This window comes from Roseibium sp., from assembly GCF_965276855.1.
Lineage (GTDB): Bacteria > Pseudomonadota > Alphaproteobacteria > Rhizobiales > Stappiaceae > Roseibium.
In genome coordinates, this window is the sequence record NZ_OZ255700.1 from 554,537 (window position 1) to 575,956 (window position 21,420).

The following is a 21,420-nucleotide window of genomic DNA, read 5'->3' on the forward strand; positions in this document are numbered from 1 at the left end:
GGTTTCATCAGAGCGGTCAAGATCACTTTTTCATGCAAACAGCCCTTCCTTCAGGTTCTGGCGTTGGCGCGCAGGCCGGGAACCTTTAATCTGACGTTGCGGGAATCAAGGAGGGGCTTTCCGATGCACAGGACAGATCATGCGAGCCGGTACATTCGACACGCAGCACTGATCACGCTGGTAACAGCGGTGATCGCGATACAGCCCTTGGCAGGGCTTGCCCAATCGGCGCCAGCCCCAACCTCAAAGCCGCAACGTGCCGCAGAAAACGTGGAAGTCCCAGCGCCCGTCTTCCTGGAACCGGAAACGCCAATCGCCAAGGCGCTGCAAGCGGCGATGTCACCGGATGTCTCGGAAAAGGCAGTTCTGTTTTACGGGCAGCGCGCTTTTGCTCCGATCTGGTTTTCCGCCGAAGGCATGAGCGAAAACGCCCATTTGGCCGTTGCAGCCATGGCGGCGGCAAATGAGCACGCGCTCAATCCGGAAAACTATGATCCGCTCGGGCTGGTGGATATGGCCTCCTCGGCGCAAACCGCAGACGACTGGGCTCAGTTTGAGCTGGAACTCACCAAGCAGTATCTGCGCTATGCCACGCACCTCTCCTCCGGCCGCGTTCAACCGAACAAGGTCAACAAGGCCCTGAACCTGTTTCCGGACCGTCCGGACCCGACAATGCTGCTTGAACAGGCCGTAGAGGCGATTGACTTTAGCGCGTTCCTGGAAGGTCTTGCGCCCCGTTCTGACAATTACGCGCGCCTGAAACGGCGTCTTGCTCAATATCGCGAGAAAGCAGCCAGCGGCCCCTTCACCACTGTTCCGGAGGGCGATGTGCTCAAGCCCGGCATGAGCGATCCGCGCGTTGCTGCGCTCCGGCAGCGGCTGATTGAAGAAGACATTCCCGGAGCAGCCGAACACAGCGGCGATGTTTACGACGGTGTTCTCATCGAAGCCGTCACAACCTTCCAGGATCATCACGGCCTAGCCAACGATGGCGTCATCGGCAAGGAAACCCTCGCCCGCTTGAACATTCCTTTGGAAGAAAAACTGGTCCAGATGGAGCTCAACATGGAGCGCCGGCGCTGGATGCGGGACGATCTCGGCAGCTTTTATGTGTTCGTCAACCTGGCCGACCAAGAGCTGAAAGTGGTCAAGGAAGGCAAGACCATCCACACGGCGCCGGTGGTGGTTGGCAAGCCTTACCACGCCACACCGGTGTTTTCCGATACGCTCGACTACGTGGAGATCAATCCCTTTTGGAACGTCCCCTATTCCATCGCCACGTCGGAGTATTTGCCGAAGCTGAAGCAAAATCCCTCGGCTCTTACGAGCAAGAACATCCGGGTGTTCCGGGATGGGACTGAAATCGCCCCGACGCAGGTAGCCTGGAACAGCTATGCCCGCGGCAATTTCCCCTTTCGGCTGCGGCAGGATCCGGGAAACAGCAATGCGCTCGGCCGGATCAAATTCATGTTCCCGAACGAGTTCAACATCTACATCCACGACACGCCATCAAAATCCCTGTTTTCCCGGGCCGAACGGGCCTTCAGCCATGGTTGCATCCGGGTATCTGATCCCTTTGCACTCGCTGATGTCCTGTTGGCCCATAAGAATGCGGATGAGGGGCATTGGGAGAAAATCCGGGATTCAGAAAAGCGAACCGTCGTCAAACCCAGCGTGCCGATCGAAGTACACCTCACCTATCTGACCGCATGGATGAACAAGGACGGTTCGACTCACTTCAGAAAAGACATATATGGCCGGGACGAGAAGCTTCTGGACGCGCTACGGACCGCAATGACAGAGAATCTATAGAGATTTACTCATACCTATCAATAACTTGAATGAAGTTCATAAACCTGAACGCCAGCTGAATACGGCACTCAGCATGGGTTCAAGGCGCAAAACCTATTCTCCGGATCAACAACACAGCGTTGCCTTCTGGAGAGAGAAAATGTTGAACCGCCTTTTTGTGATCATCTTCCTGGCTATTGTTCTCGGTGGTCCGTTCATTGCGCTTTTGGCAATCACCGACGGAACCAAAGCATTCGGCAACGAAGTTCAACAGAAAAGCGTTTGCCTGATGACCGGAACTGGTTGCGGCAATGGAAACCTGGTTGTCACAGTGGCTAGCCGCATATAAAAGCGCCAAAAGAACGAGAACGTTCTTTGATTGCGTCTCATAACGAAGTTTGGCAAGGTCTCTAGATGGACTATAAAGCGCTGGAAGAAAAAGCGGAAACAGCCGCAGAATTCATGAAGTTGATGGCTTCTGCGCCCCGGTTGCTTCTGATGTGCCATGTGATGGACGAAGAACGCAGTGTTGGCGAACTTGCCGAGAAGACCGGCATGCGCATGCCAACCGTTTCGCAGCAGCTGGCCCTGTTGCGCGCGCAAGGACTGGTCTCAACACGGCGTGAAGGCACGACCATCTATTATCGTCTGGCCAGCGAGCCGGTCAAAGATGTGATGGCCATGCTCTACAAGCATTTTTGTGCGGACGCCGAACTCCCGGTCGCCCACCATCTCGAAACGCTCGAAGGCGACAAGCCGGGCTCACGCCAATAAGGCGTAAGCTGCGGCTTCCCGACTTAGCTCTCCAAGTAGTCTCCACAGCGCGGTGGTTTTTGGGTTCCCCAAGGCATCAACGGCACGGTTGATGTTGAGTTTTTTGGGCTGCCTTCGATCAGCTTGTCGGAATAGACCATGTAAACAAGCGTGTTCCGTTTCACGTCACAGCCGCGCACGATCCGCATCTTCTTGAACATGAACGAACGGCCCTGGCGGAACATTTCTTCGCCTTGCTCGAAGTTTTCCTTGATCTGTACCGGTCCGACCTGGCGGCAGGCGAGGGAAATGTCAGAAACCTCTTCGGCAACGCCCAGCCAACCGGAAACGCCGCCCTTTTCCGGAACAGTGAAGTGGCAGGACACTCCGTCAATCAGAGGGTCATCGATGGCATAGGTCGCCAGCTTGTGGTCCGGGGTCAAAAACTTCCAGACGGTCGATTTTTTGAAGATCAGATCCGGTTCATCGTTGGCAAGCGCCGGGGCAGCGGCCTGCATGCAAAGGCTGAGAAAGAGGATGGCTGCAGTGCGAAACCGCATGATAAAACTCCAAGTGTCGAAAAGCTGTCTTCAATGTGGGAACCGGCCCCAGGGTATCAAGCACTCTCCGCGTTAGAAAGCAAAACCGCCCGGGCCATGATAGGACCCGAGCGGTGTTTATCGAGTATTGCCTGCTGTTTAGGCGCCGGCTTTTTCCAGAACCTTCTCGTCCTGGTCAATCTCTTCTTCCAGAAGGAGTTCATCGTCGGGAGCCGCCTCTTCACCGCCAGCGAGCAAAGACGCTGCAAAGTCACTGTCAGTCACGAGTTCATTTGAAGCTTCTGAAGGTGCTTCTGCGGTCTCGCCCTTGTCTTGTTCAACATCCGCATCAAAGGCATCTGCCACTATCTCTTCGGCAGCCACTGGCTCATCTTCTGCTGCGGCGACTTCCGTTTTTTGAGAAACCGGCGATGTGCGGGTCAGCGCATCTTCCAGATCGTCGCAACGTTCCCGTGTCCAGATCTGCGGCTGGTCCAGCCCCTGCGCTTCATCATACGCCCTTGCGACGTTGAACGGCAGGTGCGCATCAAAGAGCAGCGCGCTGCCAAATCTCGGCTGAAGCGCATCGTTGAGGGATTGGAAGGTGTCGTGCAGGCCCAACTTGCTCTCGGCACAGGCTGCAGCCGCATCGCGCAAAGTCACGACATAATCGCGGGTTGTTTCTATCGCGGTTGCGACGGCTGCCGACCCGATAGCCGGGCGGCCATGACCTGGGACCAGCGCAGAAGGCCGGAACGCCATGATCCGGTCCAATGCCCGCGGCCAATCGGCCAGGTGCGCGTCGCCGCAATAAGGGGCGGTGTTTGATTGAACCAGTCCACCAGCATAAAGCACGGAACTGTCTGAGACCCAAACGACCAGATCACCCATCGTGTGTCCCCGCCCAAGATGCATAAGGCGCACTTCGCGGCCGCCAAGATCAATGGACATGGATGATGCGATTGTCATGGTCGGCATCGCCAGCGCCGGGAGCGCATGACCAGCAGGATAAAAGTCCGGATACCGGGCTTTCAGAACTTCACGATCATCAAGACCGCGGGTTTCCATCATGCGTTTGGTCAGATCAGACGCGATCACCTCGCCAGCGTCAAAGGCTGCGGCACCAGCCGTGCTGTCGCCATGGAAATGTGTCAGCAGCAGGACCTTGATCGGTTTGTCCGAGATCTCGCGGATCTTTTTGAGGAAAATCTGGCCGAGTTCTTCCGTCGGCTGGGCGTCGATAACCAGAAGACCGCGCTCGCCAACGATCACGCCGGTGTTCGGACAGCCTTCGGCAGAAATGGCATAGCACCCGGATCCAAGGTCATGGATCTTCGCGTCTTGTCCGAGTTCACGTTCAGATGATGTGTCTGCCGTAGTCATGACAGCCTCGCTTTCCTGCCAGCCAACCCGATGAGCAATTCACCGGTCTCAGGGTGTGAATATGTTCTTGCCACACCAGCGTCACTTGTTACGGCATCGATTCGCAAATTTTGGTGCATTATTTCGTTAAACGTTTCTTTCTTATCAACAGATAGGTCCAGTAATAGCGCCTCATACAGGCATTTCTATGGCATTGAACCGAACAACGAGAAGCAAACGCTCCGTAGATTTGCAAAATGACCGCCGAGTGCTTTCCCCTCTGTTTTGACCAGCTATACTTCTGCTTAGTTACCATTGAGGCCCTGACCACCGAAAACCAATCGGCTTGACGGGGTGCTGCGCCTCTCCAGCATGCGATCCGTATCTTGCGTGAAGCATGTCCCAACAAGACCTGAGTTCTCATGCCCAAAACCAGCAATGCGCCCCAAGTAACAGCAGTGCTGAAACTCAATGAGTTTCTTCCCTACCGGCTGAACCATCTGGCAGAGACCGTCAGCCGGTCGCTGTCCAAGATCTACGCGGATGATTTCGGGATCGGGATCCCGGAATGGCGCGTGGTGGCAACACTCGGCGAACATGTAGCAATGACAGCGCGCGACATCGGCAAGGCAACGTCTATGCACAAAACGAAGGTGAGCCGCGCCGTCGCCGCTTTGGAGAAAAAAGGACATCTCAGCCGCGGCGCGAACCCGGATGACCAGCGCGAACAACTGTTGCAACTCACCGATAATGGCCGTGCCATGTATGAGGACCTCGTGCCAAAAGCGTTGGGCTATTCCCTTCACTTGGAAGCGGCCTTGAGCGAAGAGCAGCGCATCGCTCTGGACGAGATCTTTCAACGTCTTCATGCCGCTGCGGAAAAATAAGCCTGCCGCCCTTCCCGCCATTAACCGAACATGAGAGCTTTCCTTGATATGGGTTGGCTTCGAGAGGATACTGATCCGGCTGTTTGAGCAGCAAGGCGCGGGGATGATATGCGCCGGTGGGGAAAAGTGATGAAGCTTCGCAGTCATGCCGCGTTTTTGGCAATGTCGTGCGCGCTGGCGTTTGCGCCGGTGCAGCTGCTTGTTGCTGTCCCGGCAGAGGCTGCAAGCTGTGCCAGTTTGACATCGGAACTGCGGGAACTTCAGTCTCGCGGTAACCGACCGTCCGCGGGTGCTCAAAAATGGCAAACCGCTAAAAGCCAGCAGAAAAAGGCGCTCAGCGCGGCAGAGCGGGACTTCAGCTATCTTGGTTGCAACAGCAACGCCAGTCCGCAGTGCCAGGCACTGTCTGGCAAAGTTCAGCGCATGCGTTCCAATTTAAGAGCCATCGATCGTCAATTGGCAAAGGCTGGTGGTGGAAACGCCAGCAATCAAAAACGCATCCGGCAGCTACAGGCGGCCCTCAAGCGCCAAAACTGCGGCGCCCCCGCGAATACGCGCAATGCGGCCGCCAATCCGAACTCTGGAGATGCGCCGCGTTCGCTGCTGGCCCGTCTTTTCAACCCGCAGCAAACGCCGGCTCAAACCAAGCAACAAGGGTCTGCTCAAAGCACCAAGAAACGCACCAATTCCAGCGGCAAGCGCAGAATCCCGTCAGGTGGAACCTTCCGGACCCTTTGTGTGCGCACGTGCGATGGGTATTTTTTCCCGGTCAGTTTTGCGACCGGAAAACGGCAGTTTGCCAATGATGCTGCCCGCTGCAACGAAATTTGTCCGGCCTCTGAAACCGAGCTCTACGTCTACAAGAACCCGGGCGGTGACCGGTCCGACATGATGTCACTTGCAGGTGACCTTTATTCCGAACAGCCGTTTGCTGATCGTTACAAAAGCGAATTTGTCGAGGGATGCAGCTGCCGGCTGACGGGGAAGGCGAAGAGTCGCTCTGGCTGGACAGAAGTCAGCAACCCCGGCGCATCCGGGCGGCGAATTGCGTTTTCGGACATCAGCAGTGGGCTGCCGCCAAGCTACAAAGCTGAAAACATCCGCACTTCGCGGCCAGCAAATCTTGAGTCGAACTCAACGCTTTCCCGGACACCGCTGACCAAAGAGCAACTGCCAGCCTATGAAGACCCTGATACCCGCGCGAACCTGGAAAAAGGTTTTGATGTGACAGCGTCGATCGCGAAAGCCGCTGAACAGCTCAAACCGGTTGCCACTGATAGCGACGGTTCGAATGGCAAACCTGGAGAGCTGCCGTTGCTTGGAAACCGCAGATCTCTGGCGGACGAAAACCTTGAAACAGCCTCGATCCCGCCGGTCTTCAAGTCGGACGACCCGGGGTTCCGTCCGGCCCCGGATCGTGATGTCCCTGTCAGGGTAGTCGGTCCAGAATACTTTTACGCCCAATAAGCGGCAGCATGTCCTTCATATCAGGACCGTGATCGAGACCCGTGAGCACACGGCGAAGCGGCATAAACAGCCCCCGCCCCTTGCGGCCGGTTTCCGCCTTCAGTGCAGATGTCCATGCGCCCCAGGTCTCCAGGGTCATCTCGCCGTCCGGAAGAAGCTCTTTCGCCTTGGCGATGAACTCCCGGTCTTCATCTTCAATTCGGCTTTCAACCGAACCGCCGACAATCTGCCAATAGCCTTTGGCATCATTCACGGTTTCACAGTTGCCGCGAATGGCGGTCCAGAAGGCTTCGCCGCCGCCGACACCCATCTCATCGAGCCGATCCTTGGCATCTGCATACGGCATTTCATGCACAAGGCGCGCATTCAGTCCCTTGAGATCTTCCGGATCGAATTTGGCGGAGGACCGTGACACGCTGGTCAGATCGAATTTCTCCACAAGGGCGTCCATGCTTGGAACGGCTTCAACGGCTTGGCTGGTACCGGTCAGGACGGCAAGCGAACAGACCGCCATCGCCTCGACACCGGTTTCCCGCAGCGAGCCGATCGACAAGGCCCCCTTGCGCTTTGAAAGCCCTTCGCCATCCCGCGTGGTCAGCAGATTGTGGTGACCGAAGACAGGCGCTTTTGCGCCCAGTGCCTCGAAGATCGCGATCTGGACACCGGTGTTCGACACATGATCCTCACCGCGGATGATATGGGACACCCCCATATCGATGTCGTCGACAATCGATGGCAACGTGTAGAGAAACGTGCCGTCCGCGCGGATCAGGACCGGATCGGACATAGAGGCCAAGTCTACCGTCTGGTCACCACGGCACAGATCATTCCAGGTCACTTCGGTGCGTTTGGTCTGGAACGGATCGCCATCATGGTTCGGCAGCACGAACCGCCAATGCGGCTTGCGGCCTTCCGCTTCGAACGCGGCCCGCTCTTCCTCTGTCTGCTTCAGTCCGGCGCGGTCATAAACCGGAGGGCGGCCAAGCGCGCGCTGACGGGAGCGACGACGTTCCAGCTCATCCGGTGTTTCGTAACAGGGATACAAAAGGCCAGCGGTTTTCAATTTTTCCGCAGCCGTCTCATAGGCGGCCACCCGGTCAGATTGCCGCTCAATCACGTCAGGTGAAATGCCGAGCCAGCGGAGATCGGTTTCAATCGATTCCGCATACTCCTTTTTGGAGCGCTCAAGATCGGTGTCGTCGAAACGCAGTATGAAGCGCCCGCCCATCTTCTTGGCATAAAGCCAGTTATAGAGGGCCGGACGGCTATTGCCGATGTGAATGTGGCCGGTCGGAGACGGCGCGAAGCGTACAGTAACAGTCATGCGCCTCAGGTACCCGCCTCCCTTGAGCTCTGCAAGTGCAAATGGTGATTTTACCCCGTTTGGCCGGGCCAGATTTCAGCTTTTCAAACCATCGGACCGTTTTGTCGGTCACGAAGCTTGTGCGACGCGATTGCAAGTCCACCTGTCATCAGCGCGCAGTACCCGCTCATCACCAGAAGCTGACGATCAAAGTCGACACCGGCATCGATCAGAACGCCGACAAGGCCTGGGCCAGCGGCCGAAGAAAACACCATCAAAGCAAATGCGACAGAGCGGATCGCGCCGATATGACGGCTGCCATAAAGCTCCGGCCAGAGGGCACCGGACATTGCGGCGGTAAATCCGCTGCTGATGCCGAGAAGCCCCATGAATACAAAGGCTGTTGGTGCGGCTGGGAGCAATGCAAGCACAAGACACCCAAAGAAAAGCGGCAGCAGCACGGCCGGAAGCAGCGCCCGTGCGGAATACTTGTCGATCAGGGGCCCAAGCACCAGCGCCGTTGTAATTGCAGTGCCGGCCATGACCGGAAAGGCAGAGGCGAAGAGCTCAAGCGGCCAACCTCGCAACTCAGTGAGATACACCTGATTGAACAAGATGGCTGTTCCGATGAAAGGCGGCGCCAGCACACCGGCTGTCAAAAGCCAGAAAATCGGGTCGCACAGCGCCTCGCTGCGCGTCCATTGACGCCCTTCGATTGGCCCCGAACCCTGTTCGTCTGATTGCGGGATGCGATCTTTGGCAAACAACAGGGCGAGCATAGGCAGCGCCCCGAGCACCATGATGCCGGCGGCAAGCGCCCAGCTGGTCCGCCATCCAACGACCCCTGAGATCAACACAAAACTGGCCGGAAACAAGCTCTCGGCCACGGGAAATCCCATCTGCGCGACAGACACCGCTCGGCCGCGCTGCGCTGAATACCAGCGGCCCATGGCGGTCATGGAGACGTGGGTCATCATGCCCTGCCCGGACAGCCGTAGTCCGAATAGCACCACAAACAACATGAAGACCGAATTCACCAAGGCCATCGACAGACAGAAAAGGCCAAGTGTGACGCATGTTGCGAGCCCGACAAGGCGAAGGGGAAACACGTCAACGCTGCGTCCGATCCAGGGCAACGATAGCGCGCTGGCGAGCGTCGCCGCCATGTAAAGAAGACCGAAATCACCGTGACTGAGGTGAAACTCTTCGCGCAGGTGCCCCGAAGACAGCGCAATGTAAAAAGTCTGCCCGAACCCGGAAAAAGCGGTCAGCAGAAACCCGCCAGCGAGCCAGCGGGCATTGGTTTGCAGAAACGTCAGATAGGTCATGCGTCTCCGCCGGATTGAGAAGCTTTACGACCGATCGCGGAAGCGGTTGGTGATTGGATAGCGTCGGTCTCGGCCAAAATTGCGTTCCGTGATCTTTACGCCGGGAGGAGCCTGTCTGCGTTTGTATTCAGCGATGTAGAGCAAATGCTCAATGCGATGAATCAAGTCGCGGGAATGGCCGCGCTTTTCGATTTCACCGACCGACATCTCCTTCTCGACAAGACATTCCAGAATGTCGTCGAGCACGTCATAGGGCGGCAAGGAATCCTGGTCTGTCTGGTTTTCCCGGAGTTCCGCCGTCGGGACCTTTGTGATGATGTTGGACGGGATCACCTCACCCTCCGGCCCGAGCAGGCCGGCTGGCTTATTGGCATTGCGCCAGGCGGCGAGATGATAGACCTGGGTTTTGTAGAGATCCTTGATCGGATTGTAGCCGCCGTTCATGTCGCCGTAGAGCGTTGCGTAGCCAACCGACATTTCCGACTTGTTGCCCGTGGTCATGACCATATGGCCGAACTTGTTGGAGACGGCCATCAGGATGACGCCGCGTGTCCGGGACTGAAGGTTCTCTTCCGTCACACCCGCTTCCGTGCCAGCGAACAGCCCGTCCAATGCCTTGGTAAATCCTTCGACCGGCTCTGCAATCGGGACCGTGTCGTACCTGAGGCCCAGCGCCTTGGCGCAGTCCGCGGCATCCTTGATGCTTTCCTCTGAGGTATAACGAAAGGGAAGCATGATGCTGTGCACTTTATCTGCCCCCAGCGCATCAACAGCCATCGCCGCGCAAATGGCAGAGTCGATGCCGCCCGAAAGGCCGAGCACCACGCCCGGGAAGCCGTTCTTAGTGACATAATCACCAAGCCCGAGCACACAGGCCCGCCAGTTGGCTTCATCAAGATCGGGAAGCTTAGCCACCGGACCGCTGGTACAAACCCAAGTTTCGCCGTCCCTTTTCCAGTCGCTGATGCCGAGCGCTGTCTCAAACTGCGGCATCTGGAACGCAAGGCTCCGATCCGCCTGAAGGGCAAAGGATCCACCGTCAAAGACCAGCTCGTCCTGGCCGCCCAACTGATTGCAATAGACGAGCGGCAGATCTGTCTGAACCACACGGGCCACGACCACTTGCAGGCGCTCTTCGGCCCGGTTCTCCCAATAAGGGGATCCGTTCGGAACCAGAAGGATTTCCGCACCGGTTTCCTCAAGGCACTCGCAGACCTCGTCGTTCCAAATGTCTTCGCAGATCGGCAACCCGATGCGCACACCGCGGAAGTCAACGGGCCCAGGAAGCGGCCCGGCCTTGAACACGCGCTTTTCGTCAAAAACTCCGTAGTTTGGCAGATCACTCTTGTAGCGAACCGCCTTCACTTCGCCCTGATCGATGAGAAGGACAGCGTTGTGGAGGTCGCCGGCATCGGAGTACCACGGCGTTCCCAGAATCACCGCGGGTCCACCATCGGCGGTCTCTTCGGCAAGTGTGCGCGCGGTTTCCATGCATTCACGGACAAAGGCCGGTTTCAGAACAAGATCTTCCGGCGGATAACCGGCCAGCATCAGCTCTGACGTCAAGACCAGATCCGCCTGCTGCGCTTTCGCGTCGGCACGCGCCTGACGGACGAGCGCCGCGTTCCCGGCGACATCGCCAACGGTCGGATTGAGCTGGGCAACGGCAAGGCGGAAGGAGTTGATGGTCATGAATCTCGTGCCGGACAAAGAGGAGATCCGAGATGTACCGTCAAGACCAATGGGTTTCAATCATACAAATGCTGAAACCAGCGCCGGATTGTTCGCAACCAGGTAAGAGCCTTTCCGGCTCAAAGAAGGGCGAGCGACTGGTCTTCTGATTCAGTTGGTTGATCCGGCGCCATTGAGGACAAGTCCAGCACACTGCCGCCCGTGTGACCGGGCATCCCCGGCATGGAAATTCCCGTGCTACGGCCGTTCAATTCCTGACGCTGCAGGATCTCACCAATGTGCCGGTAAAGAACTGCGGGGGCCAACGGTTTTGCAACAAGCCCGTGGATGCCGATGTTCAAAGCCTCAAGAATGACTGGTCGGCGGGCATGAGCCGTGATGACCAGAACAGGCGTTGTTTTGACGATCAGATCCGTATCCCTGCGCAGTATTCTTAGAAAATCGGCACCGCCAAACGGGCTCATATTCCAGTCGCACAAGACAATATCGGGTTTGCGGTCGACGACCAATTCAAGGGCTTCAGCCCCTTCGGTGGCCTCACAGATCGTGCGAACACCAAACCCGCCGACAACGGAGCGCAAGATCGTGCGCATGTGTGGATTGTCCTCCACCACCAGGCACGAAATCTTAGAAAGATCCCACGGTTCGCGCACGCTTCACAATCCCCTACCCAGAGCGTCCGGTTGACGAGCACCGCCCCCCCCTGCGGTGCAAATATCCCACGTCGCACATATGCATCTGGAGCCTTAACCGCCTGTTACCGCGGCGGCAGAATTGACAAAAATCGATATAAAAAAATGTGGGGCAGCCGAAGCTGCCCCTCAAAACTATCAAACACCGGAAAAGTGCGGTCTTAAGCGCTCGCAGCCAGGGGTTCTTTCTGCTTGCCGTCTTTCTCTTTCTTGAGGTTTTCAGCAATCAGGAAAGCCAGCTCAAGAGCCTGGTCCGCATTGAGACGCGGATCGCAATGGGTGTGGTAACGATCACCGAGTTGCTCTTCGGTCAGGGCCCGGGCACCGCCGGTGCATTCGGTGACGTTCCGGCCAGTCATTTCAACGTGTACGCCACCCGCATGGGTGCCTTCCGCACGGTGAACGGCAAAGAAGGCCTCAACCTCCTTCAAGATCCGGTCGAACGGTCGGGTTTTGTAGCCACCGGCAGAAATCGTATTGCCATGCATCGGGTCGCAGGACCAAACCACCGACTTGCCTTCCCGCTCGACAGCACGCACGAGCTGCGGCAAGTGATCGAACACCTTGTCGGAGCCGAAACGGGCGATCAACGTGAGACGGCCTGGCTCATTGTCCGGGTTCAAAGCGTCGATCAGCTCCAGGAGGCCATCCGGCGTCAGGGACGGACCACACTTCAGGCCAATCGGGTTTTTGATGCCGCGGAAGAACTCGACATGGGCATGATCAGGCTGGCGGGTCCGGTCGCCGATCCACAGCATGTGGCCGGACGTTGCGTACCAGTCACCGGACGTGGAATCGACGCGGGTCAACGCTTCTTCATAACCCAGCAAAAGTGCTTCATGGCTGGTGAAGAAATCTGTTCCGCGCAGTTGCGGAACGCTGTCGCTGTTGATGCCGCAAGCCCGCATGAAGGCAAGCGACTCGCTGATGCGGTCTGCCAATTCCTTGTAACGGTGGCCTTGCGGGCTGTCGGTGATGAAACCGAGCATCCACTGATGCACCTGGTCCAGGTTGGCAAACCCACCTTGCGAGAAGGCGCGCAGAAGGTTCAGTGTTGCCGCCGACTGACGGTACGCCATCGACATACGGGTCGGGTCCGGAATACGGCTGTCCGAGGTGAAGTTGATGTCGTTGATAATGTCACCGCGGTAGCTCGGCAACTCAACATCACCCTTCTTCTCGATATTGGAAGAGCGCGGCTTGGCGAACTGACCGGCGATCCGGCCAACCTTCACCACCGGCTGGCTCGCTGCATAGGTCAGCACAACTGCCATCTGCAGAAACACACGGAAGAAGTCACGAATGTGGTCCGGATGGTGTTCGGCAAAGCTTTCGGCGCAGTCACCGCCTTGCAGCAGAAACCCCTTGCCGTTGGCAACATCCGCAAGCTGGCTCTTCAGAGCGCGCGCTTCACCGGCAAACACCAGCGGCGGATAGGTCGACAGGCGCTGCTCAACATCTGTCAAAGCTGCCTGATCAGGATATTCCGGGACCTGCAGGATCGGTTTTGATCTCCAGCTGTCCGGGCTCCACTTGTCCGCCATAGTACCAACTCCTCATCGGGACGGTCTGTTCAATTCGAACTCCAGACACACGCCCCGCGATATTTTTGTTCGTTTCCGCCCACTCAAACAGAGCAAACGTGCGGCCTTATACACGGCGTTTAGCCTGATTGCCACCCACGCTTCATCGCAAAAATGCCCCTTGCGGAACGCTGGCCAAATAGTGTTGCCCAAAGCCCACGGGCGATTGCGGCGGATCAAGGTTTTGACGATCAGATCACCCTAAACTTGGCCGACGCTAGCCAGGGAAACCAGCCATGCCGAACCGACCACTCGAACACAGCCACCAGCCTCATGATATCGCCGACAGATTGGCGCGGGGGCCGGATACGAGCTATTTGCGCGACTGGGTTTATGGCGGCATCGACGGCGCTGTGACCACCTTTGCCATTGTTGCCGGTTCTGTCGGAGCCAACTTATCAACTCGGATCATCTTGATCCTTGGCGTTGCCAATCTCCTGGCCGACGGCTTTTCAATGGCCGCCGCCAATTATAGCGGGTCCAAGTCCGAGAATGAAGACTTTCAAAGGCTTCGTGCGATCGAGGAAAAACACATCCGGGTTGAACCGGATGGAGAGCGCGAGGAAATCAGACAGATTTTCAAGGCCAAGGGGTACGAGGGCGATGATCTGGAAGACATCGTGCGCCTGGTAACGTCCAACCGGACCACCTGGATCGAGACCATGATGCTGGCCGAATATGGCGTTTCGGATGGAGGTCGCGCGCCTTTGAAGGCAGCGCTCTATACCTTCGCTGCCTTCGTCCTATTCGGTGCACTGCCGCTCCTGCCCTTTCTCGCTGACATTGAGGCTAGCGCCGCGCTTGCATCCGGTCTCACCGCATGCGCTTTCTTCGCGATCGGGTCTTTGAGAGCCCGCTGGTCGCAGCGGCACTGGGTTGGCTGCGGGTTGGAAACAACGGCTATCGGCATGGCGGCCGCGGCCATCGCCTTTCTTGCCGGCCATGGCCTGCAGCAAGTGTTCGGCGGATGAGGCAGGCAGGAAGGCCCGCCCCAATTAATGGATCAAACCGATCTTGAGTGCTGCTCAACTCAGGCGAAGAGGAAATCACCGGCCGTCAAATCCGGTAATGAAGGACGCCAGCCTGTATCCAGGCGCAATGTCTCTCCACCAAACTCAATCCTGACATCGGTCCACCAACCATTGGCCGTTATGGAAAGTTCGGAGAGTTGCGTCACGCCGGCACCGCTCACATCGATCTTGTCGATCCCGACTTCGAAATCCTTGATCTCATCTGCACCATCACCGGATGAAAAGACAAAGATATCGGCGCCATCCCCGCCATAAAGGGTGTCTGTACCGGCTCCGCCAACGATCACATCGTCTCCGGCGCCACCTTCCAGCGTGTCGTTCCCGGTCCCGCCGAACAACCGGTCTGCGCCGCCCTCGCCTTTCAGATGATCGTCCCCCGCAAACCCTTCCAGCGCATCCTTGCCGGATTTGCCCGCAAGCAAATCGTCTTTGCTGGAGCCGAGGATGAAGGCATCGTCGCCCTGATGGCCCGTTGGATCAAACAAGGGGTTTGTGTCTTCAACCCAGACGACGCCGCGCGTGAGATCGGACAGGTCCGAGACGATGACGACGCTGTCACGCGACATCTCGGTGTAGAACTCTGATCCGGCGATTGCCTCAACAACCTGTTCATAGTTGGACGGCAAATGAGCAGTCCAGGCGATCAGGTTGGTTATGTTGCCGCCATCCCAATAGGCGGGTGTTGCGTAGAAATCGTTGAAAAGCACCAGATTGCTCGTTTCATACGCGTAGTCTGTATCGTTGCCAAAGAGGTTGATCTGGCCTTCGGAAATGACCGAGGGAACCGGATCATTTTCAATATCCACGCTGAGCACTTCCGCGCCGCTGTCCAATACGGAGGCGCCGTCTTCCGGCGTATAGTGAGCTGCAAAGCCGATATAGTCGGCGGCTTTGTAAAACCCGTCGAAAAAATCATCGCTGCGCTCGGCCATGTTGGTGACAGCACCACCGCCAAGCGAATGACCCGTTACGATCAAGTCTGCTGCAGTGAGACCGTTAGACTCCAGAAGCGTCTTGATGGCCCCCATCAAGTCCGGAAACGCCCCGAAAGCATAGTTCGGATCTGCGCTCAGGAATTCCAGGTAATCGATAACGTCGCCAACCGTATCGCTGATGATGTTGTCGATCGTACCGGTCGTTCCTCGAAAAGCCAAACCGATCTGGGTCATGGCACCGGTCTCGTCAAATCTGGCCAGCACATCGGCCTGGGAATCCTTGAACTGAGCCGTTTCGCCCTGAAATGTGCCGTTCCGGTCAATGTCTGCCGCCGGGATACCGAGATCATCGGGGGTGAGCACCGTCCACCCTTTGGCTTCGATTTCCTGCCGGGCAGCCTCCTCACTGTTGCCTGGCTGTAGAATGTCCTCAATGCCGTGATAGCTGTAGATCATCAGATCCCGCGCTTCCGACACGAGACCCAGAGCCTCTTGCCCCTTGTACTCAAAGAAACCCATGCACTCCTCTCTAGATTGCATTTTTCTCATATGCAATCATTTATCAGCAGCTACAGTTTACGTAAAGGGAAATTTAAGTTTACGCGCGCGCAGACCTCCGCCCGATATGGCGGCACCTTGGGATCGGGAGATCCCCCGAAATATTTTTTTCATTAAAACAAAAGGTTAAGCAGATATCAGGGTCAGCTTCTGGCGTTCAATATGATCGTCGAACAGTTGCAAAAGCTTCGTGTCGATCTTGACCGCTCTGGGGTAAAGCGGCGCTGCCCGGTCCTGAAGGACAGGAACATGCCAGCCGTCGGTTGTGTCGAAGAAGTGGCTGACGCCCTCCTCGCCCCAGATTTGATGAAACCCGGCTAAAACGCAATCAAGGTAGCTTTGCAGGATCGGGTGCCGATCACATCCCCAACGTTCGTTTTCCGGCGTAGCCTTGAAGAGAAACAGCTCTTCCGGTCCCGGCTTGCTTTCCGCCTCGCACCGGAAAGACGTGCCGATCTGCCCGATCTTTTCATACCGGCTTTCACGCTGCTCCAGGGCCCGCAACCGGCTTTGTTGCTCCCGGGTCATCACGCCCCGGATTTCCGATCCCGGCTCCTGACGTACACTCAAGGCACAGCGGCCCTGACCGTTTTCCCAGACGCCGCACACACGCCACTCCCGGACCCAGCCTTTCAATCGCCCGGGAACGATCTCGGCCCCATCAGGTACCGTTGCGGCGTTGACGAGGGACCCATATCCAAAATATGTGATTGTGATCATTTTTGTTTTACATCCAATCGATTGCGTCCCGTGACCGGAAAGGCTCCCCATGATCGTCCCTTCCCTCAGCCAGAATGAAATAGACCTGATGCGGGACGAGACCCCCGGTGTAAACAGATGCATTCACTTTAACAATGCCGGAACAGGTCTTGCTGCAACACCGGTATTGGACGCAGTCAAACACCATCTTGATCTGGAAGCCACGCTCGGTGGATATGAGGCGGCGGCAGCGGCGCAATCGGAAACGAACGCATTTTATACATCGATTGCGGCGCTGATCGGATCCACTCCACACGAGATCGCCTTCATCGAAAATGCAACCCGCGCATGGGATATGGCCTTTTACGGGATCAACTTCCGTGAAGGTGACCGTGTCATCACCGGCCGCGCGGAATACGTCTCCAATTACGTGGCACTTCTGCAGATGAAGAAGCGGAAGGGCATTGAAATCGATCTCATCGAAGATGACGAGACCGGACAGATTGATCTGAAGGCTTTGGAGGCAGCCATCACGCCGAAGACCCGCCTCATTGCGCTCACCCATATCCCAACCTTTTCCGGTTTGATCAATCCAGCAGAAGATGTCGGCGAGATTGCCGCCCGGCACAAACTTCTTTACCTCCTTGATGCCTGCCAATCTGCCGGACAGATCCCGCTCAACATCAAGGAAATCGGGTGCCAGATGCTCTCGGGCACCGGCCGCAAATATCTGCGGGGACCGCGCGGGACAGGTTTTCTTTATGTTAGCGACGATGTTCTCGATCAGGTGGAACCACCCTTTGTAGATCTCCAGGCGACCGAATGGCTGGACGAGTCCTCTTACCGTTTAGCACCGCACGCACAGCGCTTTGAGAACTGGGAACGTTATGTCGCCGGGCAGGTCGGCCTGGGCGTTGCCACCAGCTATGCAATCGGCTTTGGGATGGACCGGATCGGCGCCCGGATTTGTGCCTTGGGTGCACAGCTCCGCTCCGAACTTTCCGCTGTTCCTGGCATCTCGCTTCATGACAAAGGCGCGCGGAAAGGCGGTATCGTGACCTTCGCTGTCGATGGAGAGACGCCAGCGGCAACGAAGGCGCGGCTTGCCGATCACCAGATCAATGTCTCGGTCAGTCAGGCAAGCTCAGCTCGGATTGACCTGCCGATGCGCGGTCTGGACGCGGTGGTTCGCGCCTCCTTGCACGCTTTCAACACGGAGAGTGAGCTGGAACTTATGGTGAAGCTCCTGGCAGATTAGAAGCGGCCCAATTCTTAAACAAACAGTGTCGTAAAGTGTTGAAAACATCGGGTTCCGGGCACTCTTCCGTAAGAAATCTCCCGTAAGATCTATGCTGATAGTTCAATCCGCTTGGATAATGAGAAAGACCAGCGTTCTTTGCGGACAGGAGGAGAGTGCCGGACGCATGACGACACGACAGGCGCAACCTGACCGCGGGCCTACCCCCGGTTCCGGCAGCGGCACGGTATCCGGCCGTCAAATCACCATGTGGGTCTATGGGCTCGCAGCCTTACTGATAGTCTTGTCTAGCGGCGCACTCACCCTCATCGCACAGTTCGCGTGGCGGGCCGCCGATCGGCATGCGCTTGAAACAGCGCAAATGCGTTTCCTTGACACCGTTGAAGATCAGTATTGGGAAATTGCCCGCCACCAGATGACCGCCATCCAGCACCAAGATGTTCAAGAGATGCTGACGGGCCCAATGGATAGGTCTGCCGTCACCACCTCCATATTGAACCGCTTCAAAGCTGTCAGTGATCTGGAGCGCACCTATCTCTTGGAAGAGAACGGTGATCTCATGGCTCTTTCAGAAACGGCTGTTCACAATCAGAGCGGATCTTCTGCCCCATGGGAAGACACCGAAAAACTGTCTGAGCTCTTCACCGCAGCCTTCCGGTCTCCAAGTTTCCCGCGGCGCGATCGTCCTCAAGGCCCCTTCCCGCCGCCGCGCGCAATGTTTGATGCCTCGATCGCAGCGCTTGCCGTGATCGAGGGCACCCCCGCATTGCTGAGCGCGGTTCCGGTGGAAATGGAAACACCGCTTACTGCGCTCTCAGACGCCAATCCTCGCCTGCTTGTCAGCGTCTACTCCCTTGGAGAGGCATGGTTTCAGTCGATGTCGGATCACTATGGGTTTCGCGATCTGACCTTCACCGAAGGTGCCCCTTCGCGCGAACACCCGACGCAACTGCGGGCCTATGGTCCGGACGGCAGCCTTGTCGGCTATTTTCAATGGAACCATTCCAAACCCGGATTGAGGGTCTGGATGCGCGCCCTTCCATTGATCGTGATCCTGGCGGTTTTGATTGCGGCAATTTCTGTGATTGTCGCCCGCAGGATTGGCCGCTTGTCATCAACGCTGGAACAAAGCGAACGCCGCAATCATTACTTTGCGCATCACGACAGCTTGACCGGTCTGCCGAACCGGCACCACTTTTCTGACCGCCTTGCCTACGCAATCGATGGCCTTCCCGAAAACGGCTTTGCTGTCATTGCGTGTGACCTCGACAAATTCAAACCTGTTAACGACACACATGGTCATGAGGCCGGAGATATCGTGTTGCGCGTGACGGCCTCGCGATTGCAGGACATTATCAGCGACAAGGGTGTGGTCGGGCGCATTGGCGGCGACGAATTTGTCATTTTACTGATGAAGTATCAGGATCAGGCTGAGCTTGAGACAATTGCCAATAAGATTCTGGCTTCCGTCGCAGAGCCGATCGAAATCAATCCGGGACAAAGCGTGAGCATCGGCATCAGTCTCGGCCTTGCGCTGGCGCCAGACGCAGGACTGTCGGAGAAACATCTGATCCGGGCAGCTGATACAGCACTCTACCGGGCAAAGGATGCGGGCCGCAACACCTACGCTTTTGCGTATACAGAACCGGATACTGCATTCGATCGCCGTAGCGAAACCGATCGCCGTATGACAATGTAAGTTGGGTTTACTACAAATTTAACTTAAAGTTGTATTCATATATTGAAATGTGATCCAAAGCTGCAGTTTTTGGCAATGCAGGTGCAAGTCTCTGCGACCATCACCACTACTAATTAACATTTCGGACGCTACGATAAGCATCTGAGACAGCCGGATCCATATAAGGCGAAACCCAAGGATTTCGGATGAGCACTGTCTCAACACGATGTGGGCATAACAAAGATACTACGCTGGCTTTCCAAGGCCTGCGAAGGTGGGAACAACAGGCGTTGGCTGAATTTCGTCGGAGATACTCAGACAGATCGGACAGTGAGTCCCGTATCCACATCTCAAGACTTGCCTTTCTGCTGGCAGCTCTTTTGATCGCGGTTACATCAGCCTCGCTGGTGTTCGTTGGTTTTGTAGCTTCTCATGCGTCCACACAGCAGGCTATTGCGAACGAAGAACGCCTTTTTCGAAATGCACTGGACGAACGCCTTCGGGATATTGTCCGCGAACAGCGTACTGTCACCGTATCTGATGAAACCGTTCGGAAGTTGGTGCGGACGTTCGATCCGGTTTATGCCCGCCAGCACTTTCACGCGCTCTGGTCCAGATACCGGCACAACAAGGTCATCCTGATCTCCGGGAATAATCAGGTTTTGGCCGAGTCATTTCAGGACTACACGCACATCACAAAACGCCCCTCCAGCGAAACACCCGCATTGGCGCCAGTCATCCGTAAAGCTCATGCGCTATACGCAGCCAATCGCGTGCGGGTGCCCGGCGGATTTGGTCACCGGTCTCTTCAAGGCCTTGATACAGACCAATATGCCTTGATGGGTGTCATCAGGCTTGATGGAAAACCGGCGCTTTTCTCCGCGATGCCGATCATGCCGGATGAATACACCGCGACCCTCCCCGATGGCGGGCCGTCGTTGATGATCTCCGTGAAATACATCGACGACACGCTTCTGGAACGCCTGAACTCGCAGTTGAACTTCGCCCGGCTCCGTTTTGAGCCCAGGGCATTTGAGCCGGAAGACGGTCCGTCACATCTGGTTACAAGCGAGGAAGGCGTGGATGTTGGCTCATTCCGCTGGGAGAGCCAGACTGTGATCGACTCGATCTGGCCGACGGTCATTCCGGTCATTGCCATGCTCAGTCTGACCCTTGGCGCGCTCGCATTCGGAATTGCCTGGCGGATCGGTCAACTGACCCGGTCGCTTCAGAAAAGCGAGGAGCAGAACCGCTACCTGGCTCTGCACGACAATCTGTCCGGTCTCGCCAACAGACTTCAGTTCAACCGTGTTCTGGAAAGTTCAACGGCCGAGTTGCCGCAGAAACGCTTCGCTGTCTTGCATTGCGACCTCGACAAATTCAAAGCGGTCAACGACACCTATGGTCATGCTGCTGGTGACACGGTGATTAAGATCATGGCCAAACGGCTCAACGAAGTTGTCGGCAAGCCGGGTTTGGTTTGCCGGATCGGTGGCGACGAATTCATGGTGATCTACCGCGGAGGCACAAGCCGCAAAGAATTGGACACCCTTTGCCGCGCGTTGATCAACAAGGCGCTTTTACCCATTCAAATCGAAGGCGGCAATACGGCGCATGTCGGACTGAGTATTGGCATCGCCGTTGCCCCGGCGGATGGGACTGAACCGGAAGAACTCGTTGCCCGCTCTGATGCCGCACTCTACAGGGCAAAAGACCGCGGGCGTGGTGTACACGCGTTCTACGAGGACCTGCTGAAGGACACCTTTATCCCAGAAAATGATGCTTCAGCGAAAGCCGGTATGTCCTCGCTCAGCGCCTAATATTTCCCTCTTATTGAAAAAACCGCCGCAAATTCTTGCGGCGG

18 protein-coding genes are annotated in these 21,420 nt (G+C 56.7%); 9 read left to right on the top strand and 9 right to left on the bottom strand.

The annotated features are described in order from the left end of the window. Positions 1-123: 123 nt before the first annotated feature. The 3 genes from ACQY4Z_RS02475 (at position 124) to ACQY4Z_RS02485 (ending at position 2,565) form a co-directional block, all read left to right on the top strand. A complete protein-coding gene (locus tag ACQY4Z_RS02475) occupies positions 124-1,812 on the top strand; it encodes a L,D-transpeptidase family protein (protein ID WP_428526372.1) in 1,689 nt (562 codons plus the stop codon). 139 nt (positions 1,813-1,951) lie between these two features. Further along, positions 1,952-2,140 (top strand): sugar transporter, encoded by a 189-nt coding sequence (locus ACQY4Z_RS02480; protein ID WP_133950422.1) that lies wholly within the window; start codon positions 1,952-1,954, stop codon positions 2,138-2,140. Between the two features lie 65 nt (positions 2,141-2,205). Continuing rightward, a complete protein-coding gene (locus tag ACQY4Z_RS02485) occupies positions 2,206-2,565 on the top strand; it encodes an ArsR/SmtB family transcription factor (protein WP_008188976.1) in 360 nt (119 codons plus the stop codon). 23 nt (positions 2,566-2,588) lie between these two features. On the opposite strand, the gene ACQY4Z_RS02490 is transcribed toward ACQY4Z_RS02485, so the two are convergent. After that, positions 2,589-3,104 carry a CreA family protein gene (locus ACQY4Z_RS02490; protein WP_428526375.1) on the bottom strand — a complete coding sequence of 172 codons (516 nt, stop codon included), beginning with the start codon at positions 3,102-3,104 and terminating at the stop codon, positions 2,589-2,591. Between the two features lie 138 nt (positions 3,105-3,242). Beyond that, complete coding sequence (locus tag ACQY4Z_RS02495) at positions 3,243-4,466, bottom strand: MBL fold metallo-hydrolase (RefSeq protein ID WP_428526377.1); 1,224 nt, start codon at positions 4,464-4,466, stop codon at positions 3,243-3,245. A 401-nt stretch (positions 4,467-4,867) separates the two neighbouring features. On the opposite strand from ACQY4Z_RS02495, the gene ACQY4Z_RS02500 reads away from it, so the two are divergent. Next, the gene (locus ACQY4Z_RS02500; protein WP_428526379.1) at positions 4,868-5,332 is read left to right on the top strand and encodes a MarR family winged helix-turn-helix transcriptional regulator; all 465 of its coding nucleotides are present in this window, start codon (positions 4,868-4,870) and stop codon (positions 5,330-5,332) included. Between the two features lie 129 nt (positions 5,333-5,461). Then, positions 5,462-6,799 carry a DUF2865 domain-containing protein gene (locus tag ACQY4Z_RS02505; RefSeq protein WP_428526381.1) on the top strand — a complete coding sequence of 446 codons (1,338 nt, stop codon included), beginning with the start codon at positions 5,462-5,464 and terminating at the stop codon, positions 6,797-6,799. On the opposite strand, the gene gltX is transcribed toward ACQY4Z_RS02505, so the two are convergent. From gltX to ACQY4Z_RS02530, 5 genes are all read right to left on the bottom strand, one after another. Then, positions 6,762-8,123, bottom strand: coding sequence for a glutamate--tRNA ligase (gene gltX, locus ACQY4Z_RS02510; RefSeq protein ID WP_428526383.1), 1,362 nt, complete (start codon positions 8,121-8,123; stop codon positions 6,762-6,764). The two genes, ACQY4Z_RS02505 and gltX, sit on opposite strands and share 38 nt — an antisense overlap. An 83-nt stretch (positions 8,124-8,206) precedes the next feature. Continuing rightward, positions 8,207-9,430, bottom strand: a complete 1,224-nt coding sequence (locus tag ACQY4Z_RS02515) for an MFS transporter (RefSeq protein ID WP_428526385.1) — start codon at positions 9,428-9,430, stop codon at positions 8,207-8,209. Positions 9,431-9,454: 24 nt separating this feature from the next. Beyond that, positions 9,455-11,122: an NAD+ synthase gene (locus tag ACQY4Z_RS02520; protein ID WP_428526387.1), complete on the bottom strand. Its 1,668-nt coding sequence runs from the start codon at positions 11,120-11,122 to the stop codon at positions 9,455-9,457. Between the two features lie 119 nt (positions 11,123-11,241). After that, positions 11,242-11,715 (bottom strand): response regulator, encoded by a 474-nt coding sequence (locus ACQY4Z_RS02525; protein WP_428526389.1) that lies wholly within the window; start codon positions 11,713-11,715, stop codon positions 11,242-11,244. A 260-nt stretch (positions 11,716-11,975) separates the two neighbouring features. Continuing rightward, complete coding sequence (locus ACQY4Z_RS02530) at positions 11,976-13,358, bottom strand: class II 3-deoxy-7-phosphoheptulonate synthase (protein ID WP_306146831.1); 1,383 nt, start codon at positions 13,356-13,358, stop codon at positions 11,976-11,978. A 275-nt stretch (positions 13,359-13,633) separates the two neighbouring features. Here ACQY4Z_RS02530 and ACQY4Z_RS02535 point away from each other — a divergent pair, with 275 nt between their 5' ends. Continuing rightward, positions 13,634-14,368 carry a VIT1/CCC1 transporter family protein gene (locus tag ACQY4Z_RS02535; RefSeq protein WP_428526391.1) on the top strand — a complete coding sequence of 245 codons (735 nt, stop codon included), beginning with the start codon at positions 13,634-13,636 and terminating at the stop codon, positions 14,366-14,368. Between the two features lie 59 nt (positions 14,369-14,427). Here the strand turns inward: ACQY4Z_RS02535 and ACQY4Z_RS02540 are convergent, their stop codons facing one another. Both ACQY4Z_RS02540 and ACQY4Z_RS02545 read right to left on the bottom strand, forming a co-directional pair. After that, entirely contained in the window at positions 14,428-15,882 is a 1,455-nt protein-coding gene (locus ACQY4Z_RS02540) for a M10 family metallopeptidase C-terminal domain-containing protein (RefSeq protein WP_428526393.1), read from the bottom strand. Positions 15,883-16,047: 165 nt separating this feature from the next. Further along, positions 16,048-16,641 (bottom strand): gamma-glutamylcyclotransferase family protein, encoded by a 594-nt coding sequence (locus ACQY4Z_RS02545; RefSeq protein ID WP_428526395.1) that lies wholly within the window; start codon positions 16,639-16,641, stop codon positions 16,048-16,050. 49 nt (positions 16,642-16,690) lie between these two features. On the opposite strand from ACQY4Z_RS02545, the gene ACQY4Z_RS02550 reads away from it, so the two are divergent. The 3 genes from ACQY4Z_RS02550 to ACQY4Z_RS02560 all read left to right on the top strand — a co-directional run bounded on the left by ACQY4Z_RS02550 (position 16,691) and on the right by ACQY4Z_RS02560 (position 21,376). Next, the gene (locus ACQY4Z_RS02550) at positions 16,691-17,878 is read left to right on the top strand and encodes an aminotransferase class V-fold PLP-dependent enzyme (protein WP_428526397.1); all 1,188 of its coding nucleotides are present in this window, start codon (positions 16,691-16,693) and stop codon (positions 17,876-17,878) included. A gap of 166 nt (positions 17,879-18,044) precedes the next feature. Then, positions 18,045-19,577: a diguanylate cyclase domain-containing protein gene (locus ACQY4Z_RS02555; protein ID WP_428526399.1), complete on the top strand. Its 1,533-nt coding sequence runs from the start codon at positions 18,045-18,047 to the stop codon at positions 19,575-19,577. Positions 19,578-19,846: 269 nt separating this feature from the next. Then, positions 19,847-21,376, top strand: a complete 1,530-nt coding sequence (locus tag ACQY4Z_RS02560; RefSeq protein WP_428526402.1) for a diguanylate cyclase domain-containing protein — start codon at positions 19,847-19,849, stop codon at positions 21,374-21,376. Positions 21,377-21,420: the final 44 nt, after the last annotated feature.